This is a genomic window from Arthrobacter sp. BG5 (genome assembly GCF_056680155.1).
Map to the genome: position 1 here is coordinate 1,843,439 of NZ_CM155268.1, position 12,749 is coordinate 1,856,187.

The 12,749-nt window shown below is 67.9% G+C and carries 8 protein-coding genes; 4 read left to right on the forward strand and 4 right to left on the reverse strand.

Annotated elements, in window-relative coordinates:
- Nucleotides 1-18: 18 nt before the first annotated feature.
- Both AC1MBE_RS08535 and AC1MBE_RS08540 read right to left on the reverse strand, forming a co-directional pair.
- Nucleotides 19-3,576: a bifunctional proline dehydrogenase/L-glutamate gamma-semialdehyde dehydrogenase gene (locus AC1MBE_RS08535; protein WP_479782404.1), complete on the reverse strand. Its 3,558-nt coding sequence runs from the start codon at nt 3,574-3,576 to the stop codon at nt 19-21.
- A 281-nt stretch (nt 3,577-3,857) separates the two neighbouring features.
- Nucleotides 3,858-5,321, reverse strand: coding sequence for an amino acid permease (locus tag AC1MBE_RS08540; protein WP_479782406.1), 1,464 nt, complete (start codon nt 5,319-5,321; stop codon nt 3,858-3,860).
- 142 nt (nt 5,322-5,463) lie between these two features.
- On the opposite strand from AC1MBE_RS08540, the gene AC1MBE_RS08545 reads away from it, so the two are divergent.
- The 3 genes from AC1MBE_RS08545 to AC1MBE_RS08555 all read left to right on the forward strand — a co-directional run bounded on the left by AC1MBE_RS08545 (nt 5,464) and on the right by AC1MBE_RS08555 (nt 7,996).
- A complete protein-coding gene (locus AC1MBE_RS08545; protein WP_479782408.1) occupies nt 5,464-6,372 on the forward strand; it encodes a LysR substrate-binding domain-containing protein in 909 nt (302 codons plus the stop codon).
- 126 nt (nt 6,373-6,498) lie between these two features.
- Nucleotides 6,499-6,927 (forward strand): aspartate 1-decarboxylase, encoded by a 429-nt coding sequence (gene panD, locus AC1MBE_RS08550; RefSeq protein ID WP_479782410.1) that lies wholly within the window; start codon nt 6,499-6,501, stop codon nt 6,925-6,927.
- Between the two features lie 142 nt (nt 6,928-7,069).
- Nucleotides 7,070-7,996: an AEC family transporter gene (locus AC1MBE_RS08555; RefSeq protein ID WP_479782412.1), complete on the forward strand. Its 927-nt coding sequence runs from the start codon at nt 7,070-7,072 to the stop codon at nt 7,994-7,996.
- A 56-nt stretch (nt 7,997-8,052) separates the two neighbouring features.
- Here AC1MBE_RS08555 and AC1MBE_RS08560 read toward each other — a convergent pair whose 3' ends face one another.
- Nucleotides 8,053-10,266 (reverse strand): discoidin domain-containing protein, encoded by a 2,214-nt coding sequence (locus AC1MBE_RS08560; protein ID WP_479782414.1) that lies wholly within the window; start codon nt 10,264-10,266, stop codon nt 8,053-8,055.
- A gap of 320 nt (nt 10,267-10,586) precedes the next feature.
- Between AC1MBE_RS08560 and AC1MBE_RS08565 the strand changes: the two genes are divergently transcribed.
- Nucleotides 10,587-11,627: a GmrSD restriction endonuclease domain-containing protein gene (locus AC1MBE_RS08565; RefSeq protein ID WP_479782416.1), complete on the forward strand. Its 1,041-nt coding sequence runs from the start codon at nt 10,587-10,589 to the stop codon at nt 11,625-11,627.
- A 95-nt stretch (nt 11,628-11,722) separates the two neighbouring features.
- Here the strand turns inward: AC1MBE_RS08565 and AC1MBE_RS08570 are convergent, their stop codons facing one another.
- Nucleotides 11,723-12,712 carry an LLM class flavin-dependent oxidoreductase gene (locus AC1MBE_RS08570; RefSeq protein WP_479782418.1) on the reverse strand — a complete coding sequence of 330 codons (990 nt, stop codon included), beginning with the start codon at nt 12,710-12,712 and terminating at the stop codon, nt 11,723-11,725.
- Nucleotides 12,713-12,749 lie beyond the last annotated feature (37 nt).

Sequence of the window (12,749 nt, forward strand, 5' to 3'; positions counted from 1 at the left end):
CAGACCGGTCCGTAGCAGCTAGATCAGGCCGTCCGAGAGGTGGTTGGCGGTGCCGAACCGGTGTGCCGTGATGCTGACGGCCTGCTCGTGCAGGAACGGCAGCAGTTCCACGCGCCCGGCCTCCGTGACCGGGTGGGCGTAGACGGCCAGGTCGGGCCGGCCGCCGGTGGCCTCTGCCAGTGCCTTCGCGTCCCCGCCGATCAGGCGGATCCGCGTCACAGACAGCTTCGCGGCCCCGGCGAGCCGGGCTGCGGACGCCAGCCAGTCGGCGTCGTCCTCCACGGTGACCCCGATCCCCAAGCCGGACAGCACGGCGCGCAGCTGGGCGGGCAGTTCGACGGCACTGGACACCGCAAGCTCCGATCCCGCCTGGACGCCGGCGGCAACGACCCGGACCAGTTCGCCGAGCGGCTTCCCGGCGGCGAGCCGCACCGTGACCGGCAGCGGACGGTAGCGGAAGAGATTGCGTTCGGCGCTCAGCCCGGAGACGTCCTTGGCGGTGCCGAACTCCTCGGCCCAGGCCTGGGCGTCGGAGGCCAGCGAGCGCTGCAGCGGGGCCAGTTCTTCGGCGGTCAGGAATCCCTTAGCCGAGTCCTCAATCCGGCGGACACCGGGGTGCAGCGGCGCCGGGGCCTGCCCGGCTTCGGCGGCGGTGCTGGGCCTGCTGACCCAGTCGCCGAGTCCCGCGAGGTAGTTGGGGCCGCCGGCCTTGGTACCGGCACCCACGGCGGACTTCTTCCAGCCGCCGAAGGGCTGGCGCTGCACGATCGCGCCGGTGATGCCGCGGTTGACGTAAAGGTTGCCGGCCTGGACGGTGTCCAGCCAGAGTGCCAGTTCATCCGAGTCGAGCGAGTGCAGCCCGGAGGTCAGGCCGTACTCGATCTGGTTCTGGATCGCAATGGCCTCTTCGAGAGTGGCGGCCGTCATGACGCCGAGGACCGGGCCGAAGAACTCGGTGAGGTGGAAGTAGGACCCGCGCCGGACACCGTGGCGCACGCCGGGGCTCCAGAGCCTGCCGGATTCGTCCAGCTGCTTCGGTTCCACGGCCCAGGCCTCGCCCTCGCCGAGGGCGGTCAGCGCATTGAGGAGCTTGCCGCCGGCCGGCTCGATGATCGGGCCCATCTGGCTGGCCGGATCCTCCGGGTAGCCGACCTTGAGCGAGGTCACGGCGTCGATCAGCTGGTTGTGGAAGCGCTTGGACGTCGCGACGGACCCCACCAGGATGACCAGCGACGCCGCGGAGCACTTCTGGCCGGCGTGGCCGAAGGCGGAGTACGCCACGTCCTTCGCGGCCAGGTCCAGGTCGGCGCTGGGGGTGACAATGATGGCGTTTTTGCCGCTGGTTTCGGCCAGCAGGGGCAGGTCCTTGCGGAAGGAGCGGAACAGTTCGGCCGTCTCGTAGCCGCCGGTGAGGATGACGCGGTCCACGGCGGGGTGCGAGATCAGCTGCCGCCCCAGCTCGCGCTCGCCCAGCTGCACCATGGTGAGCACGTCGCGCGGTACCCCGGCTTCCCAGAGCGCCTCGATCATGACGGCGCCGCTGCGCCTGGCCTGCTTGGCGGGTTTGATCACGACGGCGGAGCCGGCGGCGAGGGCCGCGAGGGTGGAGCCGGCCGGGATGGCCACCGGGAAATTCCACGGCGGAGTCACCACGGTGAGCCTGGCCGGCACGAAGGTGGCGCCGTCGACGTCGTCGAGCTTGCGGGCCGATTCGGCGTAGTAGTGCGCGAAGTCGACAGCCTCGCTGACCTCGGGATCGCCCTGGTCGATGGTCTTGCCGGTTTCGCTGGCCATGACCTCGAGAAGGTCGGCTCGGCGGGCTTCGAGGACGTCGCCGGCGCGGTGCAGGACCGCGGCACGCTCGGCTCCGGAGAGCGCGCCCCAGGCCTTGCCCTTCTCCACGGCGGTGTCGATTACGGCGTTGAGCGTGGCCTCGTCGTCGATGGTGGCGGCCTCGACCGCGGCACTGCCCAGCGTGGACGCCGCCACGCGGCCCAGGATGGCACGGCCCCAGTCGCGGTTGGCCGGCAGCGACGGATCGGTGTCCGGGGTGTTCTCGAACGAGTCGTGCGGCATCGGCGCGGCCGGGAGAGCGCGGTTCTGCCGGCGGTTGGGGGCCGGGACCTCGTCGTCGAGCTTGGCGAGGGAGGCGAGGAAGCGCTGCTTCTCGCGCTCGAAGAGGGTTTCGTTTTCGCTGAGTTCGAAGACGGCGGACATGAAGTTGTCCTGGCTGGCGCCCTCTTCGAGCCGGCGGATCAGGTAGGCGATCGCGACGTCGAACTCGGCCGGGTGGACCACCGGGGTGTAGAGCAGGAGCGAGCCGACGTCCTGCTTGACCGCTTCCGCCTGGCCCTGGGCCATGCCGAGCAACATCTCGAACTCGATACTCTGCTGTGCGGTATCCGCGATGCCGCGCTGCTTGGCCAACAGCCAGGCGAAGGCGATGTCGAAGAGGTTGTGGCCCGCGACGCCGATCCGGATGTTGCGGATCCGGTCCGGGTGCAGGGCGTAGTTGATGACGCGCTTGTAGTTGGTGTCCGAGTCCTGCTTGGTGCCCCAGGTGGCGAGCGGCCAGTCGTGCAGGGAGGCTTCGACCTGTTCCATCGGCAGGTTGGCACCCTTGACCACGCGGACCTTAATGGCGGCACCGCCATCGGCGCGGCGGGCCGCGGCCCAGTCCTGCAGGCGGATCATCGCGGCCAGGGCATCCGGGAGGTAGGCCTGCAGCACGATGCCGGCCTCGAGGTCCTTGAACTCGGGCTTGTCCAGGATCCGGGTGAAGACCGCGATAGTCAGGTCCAGGTCCTTGTACTCCTCCATGTCCAGGTTGATGAACTTGGCCTTCTGTCCGCCGGCGGCAAAGGACGCGGCGCGGGCGAAGAGCGGGGTGAGCTTGTCGACGACGTGCTCCACCGCCTCGTCGAAGGCCCAGGCGGAGTGCGGGGCCACGGTGGAGGAAACCTTGATCGAGACGTAGTCCACGTCGGGCCGGGCGAGCAGGGTGTGCGTGCCCTCGAGCCGGCGGGAGGCCTCGTGTTCGCCCAGCACGGCCTCGCCGAGGAGGTTGACGTTCAGCTTGATGCCGTCCTTGCGGATCTTCGCAATTGCGGGACCCAGCTTGGCGTCAGTGGCGTCGACGATGAGGTGGCCGACCATTTCGCGCAGCACGCGGCGGGCAATCGGGATGACCACCTGCGGCAGTGCCGGGGCCACGGCGCCGCCAACGCGGACGGCGCTGCGCATGTACCAAGGCAGGAAGGCCGGGACCTTGGGCGCCAGGGCGGCGAGGTTGCGGGCGGCCACCCGCAGATCCTCGGGGCGCACGACGCCGTCGACGAAGCCGACGGTGAAGTCCAGGCCGTTGGGGTCCTTCAACACACCGGCGAGCTGCGCGGCGGAGGCGTCAACGGGGACCTGGGCTGCCGCGGTGAGCCAGCGGCGGACCAGCGCGATGGTCTCCTCGGCGAGGGCTGCGGCCTCAAGCACCGGCGAGCCTTCAGAGACGGCGGCGTGGGCGGCGTCGTTGCCGGCGGCGTCGCCGGTCTTGAGGCCGGATTCCGTTGAGGTGTTGGTCATGGTGGCACTCGTTCTTTCTCAAGGTATGGGCGTTCTTGAAATCAGTATGCGACCGGATTTCCATAAGATAAAGCGATGTTTTCTAAGCGATACTCGTTAGAAAATTCGTACGTTCCGGCGTCCCTCCCTCACCTCCGGCACCTACCGGGATGTCCCTCCCTCAGGTCCTGCCCCGAAACGGCGAACCCTCCCCCACGAGGTGAGGGAGGGTTCGCCGAAATAGGGCCGGATCTGAGGGAGCGTCCGGATAATGGCTGCCCAAAGGGAGGGAGCGTGGGCTGTTAGCCGACGTGGCGGTGCAGCTCCACGGCCTCTTCGTGCCGTGGGCTATCCGGGTTCATCAGCGAGTGCTTGCGGCCGTAGCCGAAGTAGATGGCCAGCCCCACGACCAGCCAGACGCCGAAGCGGACCCAGGTCTCCCAGTGCAGCTGGAACATCAGGAACGCGGACGCGAACATGCCGAAGAGCGGAACCACCGGCATGAACGGCAGCCGGAAGGTGCGCGGCGCGTCGGGCTTCTTGTAGCGGAAGATGATCACGGAGAGGCAGACGACGACGAACGCGGCCAGGATGCCGATGTTCGTCAGGTCGGCGACGGCCTTGATCGGGAAGATGCCGGCCAGTACCGCCGAGGCCACGCCCGCGATCCAGGTGACGCGCTGCGGGGTGCCGTGGCGGTCCGTCTTGGCGAACCAGCCCGGCAGCAGCCCGTCGCGGCTCATTGAGAACCAGACCCGGGTGACACCCAGCAGGAAGGTCAGCATGACCGTCAGGATGGACAGCACGGCGAAGACGGAGATGATTGTGGCGATCACCGGCAGGCCCACCCCGTTGAAGGCGGACGCGAAGCCGGCCTTGGGATCGATGTCCTGGTAGTTCTGCATGCCGGTCAGCACCAGGGTCGCGGCGACGTACAGGAGCATGGCCACGATCAGGGACAGGATGATCGCCTTCGGCATGTGCTTCTTGCCATCCGTGGCCTCCTCCGCCGCGGTACTCATCGCGTCATAGCCGAACACGGCGAAGAACACGGTCGCGGAGCCGGCCAGCACCGGGCCGAAGCCGCTGGGCATAAACGGGTTGTAGTTGTTGGTGTTGATGTAGAAGATGCCCAGCCCGATGATGAACAGGATCAGGACGACCTTGATGGCGACAGCCACGAGTTCGAAGCGCCCGAACGTCTTGGTGCCGCGGGAGAGGATCCAGGTCACGAGCAGGCAGACGGCAATGGCGGGGATGTTGACGATACCGCCCTTGCCTTCATCGAACGTCGAGGTCATCCAGGCGGGCATGTGGACGCCGATGCCGGAAAGGAACGCGTCGAAGTACCCGGAAATGCCGATGGCCACCACGGCAACAATGGCGATGTATTCCAGCAGCAGGTCCCAGCCGATGAACCAGCCAATCACCTCCCCCAGCGCCACGTACCCGTAGGTGTAGGCCGAGCCGGCCCGGGGAATCATGCCCGCGAACTCTGCGTAGGACAGGGCGGCCGCCGCGGAGGCAAGACCGGCGATCAGGAAGGAGAACAGCACGGCGGGGCCGACGCCGGGCTCGCTCTCGCTTCCGTGGGCCACCAGCCCGGCCAGCGAAAAGATGCCGACGCCGATAATGCCGCCGACGCCGATGGCGGTCAGCTGCCAGAGGCCGAGGCTCTTGAACAGGCCGCTGTGCTTATTTTCTTCTTCGATGTCGTCGATGGGCTTCCGCCGCATGATCGACTGGGTCAGGTCTTTCGAACTCATCAGGGTCTCCTGCATCGGGGTGGTGCCCATCAATCCGCCCTGTGATGGGGGTTACTTAACGACAACAGTATGCAAGCCGGATTGCATTAGATAAAGTGAATTCTCCTAATCAATAACCATTAGAATTCACAAAGGAACAGCGATGCTCGACGTCCGGCGGTTGCGGCTGTTGCGCGAACTCAAAATCCGGGGCACGCTCGCCGAGGTCGCCGAGGCACTGCAGTACAGCCCTTCATCTGTTTCCCAGCAGCTGGCCCTGCTGGAAAAGGAGGCCGGCGTCGAACTCCTGCGGAAAACGGGCCGCCGGGTGCAGCTCACACCGCAGGCCGAAGTGTTGGTGGCCCATACCGCCCAGCTGCTGGAAACCCTGGAGCAGGCGGAAGCCGACCTCGCGGCCTCGATGACCACCGTGACCGGAACGGTACGGATCGCGGTTTTCCAGTCCGCGGCGCTGGCCCTGATGCCCGACGCCCTGACCAGGATGTCCTCCAGCTACCCGGAGGTCCGGATCGAGATGATCCAGCGGGAGCCTGAAACGGCCCTCCATGAGACCTGGGCGCGGGACTTCGACCTGGTCATTGCGGAGCAGTATCCCGGCCACGCGGCACCACGCTACGCCGAGCTGGACCGGGTCCGCCTCACCGGCGATGCGATCCGCCTGGCTGTCCCGCCCGCGTCCCCGGACCGTCCTGCCGTCACGTCCCTCGCCGACACCGCAGGGCTGGCCTGGGTGATGGAGCCCCGAGGCGCAGCCTCCCGGCACTGGGCAGAGCAGGCCTGCCGCAGCGCCGGCTTCGAGCCGGATGTGCGCTTTGAGACCGCCGACCTGCAGGCGCAGATCCGGCTGATCGAATCGGGCAACGCGGTGGCGCTGATGCCGGACCTGGTCTGGACCGGCCGGGGCACCACGGCGCAACTGGTCGACCTCCCGGGCAACCCCCACCGCACGGTCTTCACGTCCGCGCGCCGTTCCAGCGCGAAGCGCCCGGCCATCGTCGCGGCCCGCGAAATCCTCGCCGAGACCGCCGCGTCCATTGCGCCCGCGGCCTGAAGTCCGGCGCCCCCTCCCCGCGGGTCACCCGCGCCGCTCACTGCGGAACGGGCGGTGCCGGCCGCCGTCGCCGCTGTTTCCTAGCTCACAGCGCGGGTCCGTTGCCGGCGCTAGACTGTTGACGTTATGAATCGCACAATGTTCAAGTCCAAAATCCACCGCGCCACGGTCACCCACGCGGACCTTCACTATGTCGGCTCGGTCACCGTGGACCTGGACCTGCTCGAGGCCGCCGACATCCTGCCCGGTGAATTGGTAGCGATCGTCGACGTCACGAACGGCGCCCGGCTTGAGACGTACACCATCGCCGGCGAGCGCGGATCCGGCGTCATTGGCATCAACGGCGCCGCCGCCCACCTGATGCACGAAAACGACATCGTCATCCTGATTACCTACGCCCAGATGACCACGGAAGAGGCCAAGTCCTACACCCCCAAGGTGGTCCATGTGGACAAGGACAACAAGGTAATCCAGATCGGGAGCGACCCCGCAGAGGGCCACACGGCCGGCCTGCTCCGGCCGCCGCACGCGCTGAACAACGCCACCCTGAACTAACACCTCCCGGCCGCGCCGTCCCCGGCGTGCCTGCGCAATCATGTCGTCCCGTTGCCAGCCCTGACGGAGTAGCGGAAAAATCTGATTATTGTGGGACGGTGTCCGTCATCCTTCCCCCGTCCGCGCTGCCCCGGACAGCCGCATGCTAGGCGTCCTGGCCGGCTTTTTCGTTGTCTGGTGCATCATCCTGGTCGGCATGTTCGTCGGCCGGCGAAACATCCTGGGCGACAACGCCCGCTCCGTCCTCAGCGCGCTGACGTTCTTCGTGGCGAGTCCGGCCCTGCTGTTCGAGACCCTCAGCAAGGCCAGGCTAGGTGACGTCTTCGCCGCACCGTTGCTGGTGACCGCGGTGGGTGCCATCGCCACCGCTTCCATCTACTTCGGGGTGGTGCGCCTCCTGCTCAAGCGCCCGCTGCCGGAAGCCCTGGTGTCCGCCATGAGCGCGTCGCTGGCCAACTCCGCGAACCTGGGCATTCCGATCGCCGTGTTTGTCCTGGGCGACGCCAGCTATGTGGCTCCCCTGCTGATCTTCCAGCTGGCCTTCTTCACCCCGTTGTTCCTCATGGTCCTGGACGCCACCACCACCGCCCACCGGACAACACCGCTCAGTTTCGCCCTGATGATCCTTCGGAATCCCATGATTGTGGGTTCCGGGCTGGGCCTGCTGGTGGCCGGGACGGGCTGGCAGGTTCCCGAATTGGTGCTCCAGCCCATCCACCTGATCGGCGGCGCAGCGATCCCGGCCATGCTGCTGTCCTTTGGCATGAGCCTGAACGGCTCCCGCCCGTTGCACGCCTCGGCCCAGCGCCGGACCGACACCCTGCTGGCCTGCGCCTTTAAGCTCATCGTCCACCCGGCGCTGGCGTACCTCTTTGCCCGGATCGCGCTCGGCCTGCAGGACCAGGCACTTTTCGCCGTGGTCGTCACGGCCGCGTTGCCCACCGCGCAGAACGTCTTTGTGGTCGCCAACCGCTACCGGACCGGACTCACCGTCGCCAAGGACACCGTGTTGATCACCACGGTGGTCGCCGTGCCCGCCATGATTGGCGTGGCCCTGCTCCTCGCCTGAGACCGGGCCCCGCCTGTGAACGGCCCGGCGCGGCGGACGGCGGGTTCGGCCGGCTCTCAGCCCGGGGCCGTTGCCACGGAGATGCTGTAGGGCGGCAGGGTGATGGTCGCGTGCCGGTCCGTGCCGATGGTGGTGCTCACCGGCGGGTCGTTGGGGTCCGGGTGTCCCCCGTTGCCCCTGCCGTGGGACGGGTTCCACTTGTACTGCTCAGCGGAGTACTGGTCCAGCTCAAGCTTGCCCTCGACCGGCCGGGATTCACCGCCGCCGTCCTGCATCAGCCGGACCGTGATGGCCCGCTTAGGGTCCTTGTTGAAGAGGATCACGCTGAGCTTGCCGTCGGGGCGGCGGAGCGTATAGGCGGTCACCAGTTCCTGGCCCTTGGCGTTGCGCACATCGCTGGTGGTCTTGTACATCGTGTGGCTGCCGGTGCCGGCCTCCAGCCAGGTGTGGTTCACCAGCCGGGCTGCCTGATAGCCGGCCACGGGCCGGATTTTCCATTCGTCGTAGAACTGGAAAATCATGAGGTTGCCCCGGGTGTCGCATTTCTCGCCCACCTCGTCCTGGAAGACCCAGTTCGGCTCTATTCCGTAGAAATAGCTGCTCTCTCCGCCCATCGCCAGGAACATGGCGGCCGTTTCCGCGTTGACCATGGCGCCGGGCAATTCCAGCTCCACCTGTCCAACGAACGAGGAATAGCCGTACTCGGTGATGACTTTGGGCACCTCGGCCGGCAGGCCGGCGTCCGCCTGACGTTTGAGGAGCTGCCTCAGCAGCTCCGGGTTCTGGGGCAGGGTCCCGGCGGGATTGGCGCAGACGTCGTCAAAGGGGTACCACTCGAAGGAAAAGAAATCGAAGTCCGCCATCGCCCCGCGGTGCCGCAGGTAGGAGACGAAGCGGCCGGTCCAGGACCGGACCCCCTTGTCGTCCGGCCAGTGCACCCAGTCCGGCAGTGTGGTCTGGTAACCCGGGCCGCCGAACTCCAGCGAGGGGTTCACGGCCTTCATGGCGGCGGCCATCTGGACGTACAGGGCCCCGTAATGCTCCGGTTGGGCGAGCTGCCCGTCAGGTTCCTCGCCGATCTCTATCCGTTGGACCGGGTAGCCGCGTTTGCCGAGGTAACGGGCCAGGGCGGCGGCGTCGTCGGGCGTTCCGTACAGGGCGGGAACCGGGACCATCATGGGCTCGTCTTTGGTAATACCGCTGGCGAAAAGCCGCTCAAAGCTGGCGTGCTCATAGTCCTTGTCGATGTCATCCTTGGTGTGCCACGGATCCGTCGACGAGGTCCACATGACCGTTTGCCGGTGCGACTTCCGGTGCCGGACGTGGTCGAGGAACGCACCGGCCTGCTGCTGCCCGATGTAGAGTTCGCGCACGGCGACCCCGAGCCGGTCGCGGATGTCGCGGGATCCGGCTGGGGCGGTGTTCGAGTCCGCCGTCAAGAGGATGCGCACGTACTGGGCGTTGACCGGTTTAGCCGCGATCCGCACCGTCTGGGATCCTCCGGTCCCCTGCTGCGCGGCCTGCGGGAAATCCCGCCAGTTGCCGTTGTCGACGGGGAAGCGCGCGTCCCGGCCGCTCCAGTACTGCACCTTGAAGCGGGTGGCGTACGGCGTACCCCAGTCGAAGCGGACGGTGTCCACCGGCAGAGCCTGCGGGAACTCGGCCATGATCCACTGCGGATGGAGGCCGTCAGGTTCACCGGTGAAGTGGGAATCCAGGTAGGGGTTGCTCTTCCAGAACGACTCGACGTCGCCGTCGTTGAGGCGCGAGTGGCCGCTGTTCTTGCCTTGATCGATGGTGTTGCCGCGCCGGGGAAGGCGGTAACCGTACGACACCCCGTAGTCCTCCACGGGTTCGGAGGAGGACGTCCAGTACCCCTGTTGCTTGTCCGGCTGGCTCCAGGTCCCCCGGGGGTTCCAGTGCCACGCCTTGACACCCAGCTCGGTGCGCAGGCGGTAGCTCACCGGGCCGAAGCCAGCCGACTTCATGGCTTCAACATTCCGGGCCGACCAGACCCGGTCGATTTCGTTTTCTTCGAGGCCGTCGACGCCGACCCCCATGGCACGGTGTCCGTCGAACTTGTTCACCGGGTTGTCCGTCTCGATGCTGATGACGCCGTCAGCGTGCGGAAGCGGACCCGGCGGGGCACCGCGCAACGCGACCGTCGAACCGAGCCAGATGCCCAATGCCGCGAGACCCGCGACGGACATCAGGACGACGCGCCGGGAAGGTCGAAAGGCCGGTCTTTTCCGCTCAGCATGAGGTGTCATGGAAATCCTCGGGTCCGCAGTAGTCCGTACAGGGCATGGGGATTAAGCCGGGCGGCTCTGAGCCAGCCACCCGCAACGGCAACACCGTCGAGACGATCAAATCCCAGTGTGCCGGGCCTTGCCGTAAATTTCTACGGCCCGGAGGCCCCCAATGTGCTCCGCGAAGTTACCGCCCGACCGCCGCCCAACCGCTGCCCGGCCGCGCAGAACCGCCGCCGGCGCCGGCCCCGGCGGCGTGGCAAGACGGCCCGGGCAGCGGCCGGGCCTAAGCTGGGAAAGGCCAAAAACGGTCCGAAACCAGGCAAGCAGCGGGGGAAGAATTGCGCAAGAAGGGCTCGCGCGGCGGCGCCGTCGACTGGATTGCCTGCGGTGTTGCCGGACTGCTGCTGGCGGCTTCGACCGCTTGCGCCGTCCCGGCAGGCACCGGAATGGCGACGTCGTCCCCGGCCACTGCCGGTGCGGCCACCGCACCTCCCACTGCCGCGTCCAACGCGGCGGCAGCCAAAGCTGCGACTGCGCCCGCCCGAACTACGGCGCCGGCAACGGTACCGGCGCGCCGGCAGCCGGCCTTCGCCGGCAAGGCCCTCGAGGTGCTGTCGACCCTCCCGGTCAAGGGCAGGGCGCCCAAGACCGGTTACTCCCGTGACCAGTTCGGCCCGGCCTGGGCCGACGTCGACCGCAACGGCTGCGACACCCGCAACGACGTACTGCGCCGCGACGTGACGGCGGCTGCCCTCAAGCCCGGGACCCGGGGCTGCGTCGTGCTCTCCGGCGTCCTGAAGGAGCCCTACACCGGGAAGCTCATCAACTTCGTTCGCGGCGCGAGTACCAGCAGCGCCGTCCAGATTGACCACGTCGTGGCACTCAGTGACGCGTGGCAGAAGGGCGCACAACGGCTGAGCCCAGCCCGGCGGCTCGCCTTCGCCAACGATCCGCTCAACCTCCTGGCGGTGGACGGCCCGGCGAACCTGCGAAAGAGCGACGGCGATGCCGCCACCTGGCTGCCGCCCAACAAGGCCTACCGCTGCGCCTACGTGGCACGCCAGATCTCGGTCAAGGCCAGCTACGCACTCTGGGTCACCGCGGCTGAGCACGACGCCATGGCACGGGTCCTGGGCGACTGCCCGGATGCCGTGGTCCCCGCCAGCCATCGGCCGGCCGCACCGGCGCCGGTACCGGCGGCTCCGCCGGCGCGGAAAGCCCCGGCCACGCTCCCGGCACGGCAGGCGCCGGCACCGGCTGCGGTGTATTACGCCAACTGCACCGCGGTCCGGGCTGCCGGCGCCGCCCCCATCCGGCAGGGGCAGCCCGGTTTCAGCAGCAAATTCGACGGCGACGGCGACGGGGTCGGCTGCGAGTAGCCGCCCTCAGGCCGCCGTGGGAAGCAGGCCGCCGGGGGCAGCAGGCCGCCGGCTGGGCCCGGAGTGGCCCCGGTTCAATCCCGGGCCAGACCGGCTCAGACCCGGGCGAGCCCGGCGACCTCCGCGAGGAGCTCCACCGAACGCAGCCTGTCCTCGACGCCGGCGCTCTGGTGCGCGACGATCAGCTCGTCGGCGTCGGCGTGTGCGGTGAATTCCGCCAGGTAGTCCAGCACGGCGCCCGGGGTGCCCACGGCGGAGTACTTCATCATCTGCGCCATGTGCTGGCCCTGCGGCGAGTCCAGGATCATGTCCGCCTCGTCATCGCTGAAGACGCGACCGTTGCCGAAGAACAGCGACACCCGGGCGCGCTTGGTGGCCTGGAACATCTCCTGGGCGTCGGCGGCGGAATCCGCGGCGATCACGTTGACACCGGCGATCACGTGCGGGGCGTCCAGCTGCTCGGAGGGCCGGAATTCGCGGCGGTAGAGGGCCACCGCGTCCTGCAGGGCGTTGGGCGCGAAGTGCGAGGCGAACGCGTAGGGCAGGCCCAGCTGGGCGGCCAGCTTCGCCCCGAACAATGATGAACCCAGAATGTAAAGCGGGATATTGGTGCCCTTGCCGGGGGTTGCCTCCACGCCGGGAATTCGGGTGGGGCCGGTCAGGTAGCCCTGCAGTTCCAGGACATCCTGCGGGAAGCTGTCCGCGCTCATCGGATCCCGGCGCAGGGCCCGCATGGTGTTCTGGTCACTGCCGGGGGCGCGGCCCAGGCCCAGGTCGATCCGCCCCGGGTGCAGGGTCTCAAGCGTGCCGAACTGCTCGGCGATGGTCAGCGGCGCATGGTTGGGCAGCATCACGCCCCCGGCCCCGAGCCGGATGCTCTTGGTTTGGGCCGCGACGTGGGCGATCAGCACGCTCGTGGCGGAGGAAGCGATGGACGACATGTTGTGGTGCTCGGCGTACCAGATGCGGCGGTAGCCCAGCTCCTCGGCGCGCTGCGCCATGGCCACGCTTCCGGCGAAGCTTTCTGCCGCCGTCTGGCCCTTGCCGATGATTGCGAGGTCAAGGATGGAAAGCGGAACAGTCACGGAAAAGCCGGCCTTTCGTAGCGGAGCATGGTGTCTG

Coding starts and splice junctions, on each gene's coding strand:
- AC1MBE_RS08535 (WP_479782404.1), bottom strand. CDS start 3,576: ATGACCAACACCTCAACGGAATCCGGCCTCAAGACCGGCGACGCCGCC.
- AC1MBE_RS08540 (WP_479782406.1), bottom strand. CDS start 5,321: ATGAGTTCGAAAGACCTGACCCAGTCGATCATGCGGCGGAAGCCCATC.
- AC1MBE_RS08545 (WP_479782408.1), top strand. CDS start 5,464: ATGCTCGACGTCCGGCGGTTGCGGCTGTTGCGCGAACTCAAAATCCGG.
- panD (WP_479782410.1), top strand. CDS start 6,499: ATGAATCGCACAATGTTCAAGTCCAAAATCCACCGCGCCACGGTCACC.
- AC1MBE_RS08555 (WP_479782412.1), top strand. CDS start 7,070: ATGCTAGGCGTCCTGGCCGGCTTTTTCGTTGTCTGGTGCATCATCCTG.
- AC1MBE_RS08560 (WP_479782414.1), bottom strand. CDS start 10,266: ATGACACCTCATGCTGAGCGGAAAAGACCGGCCTTTCGACCTTCCCGG.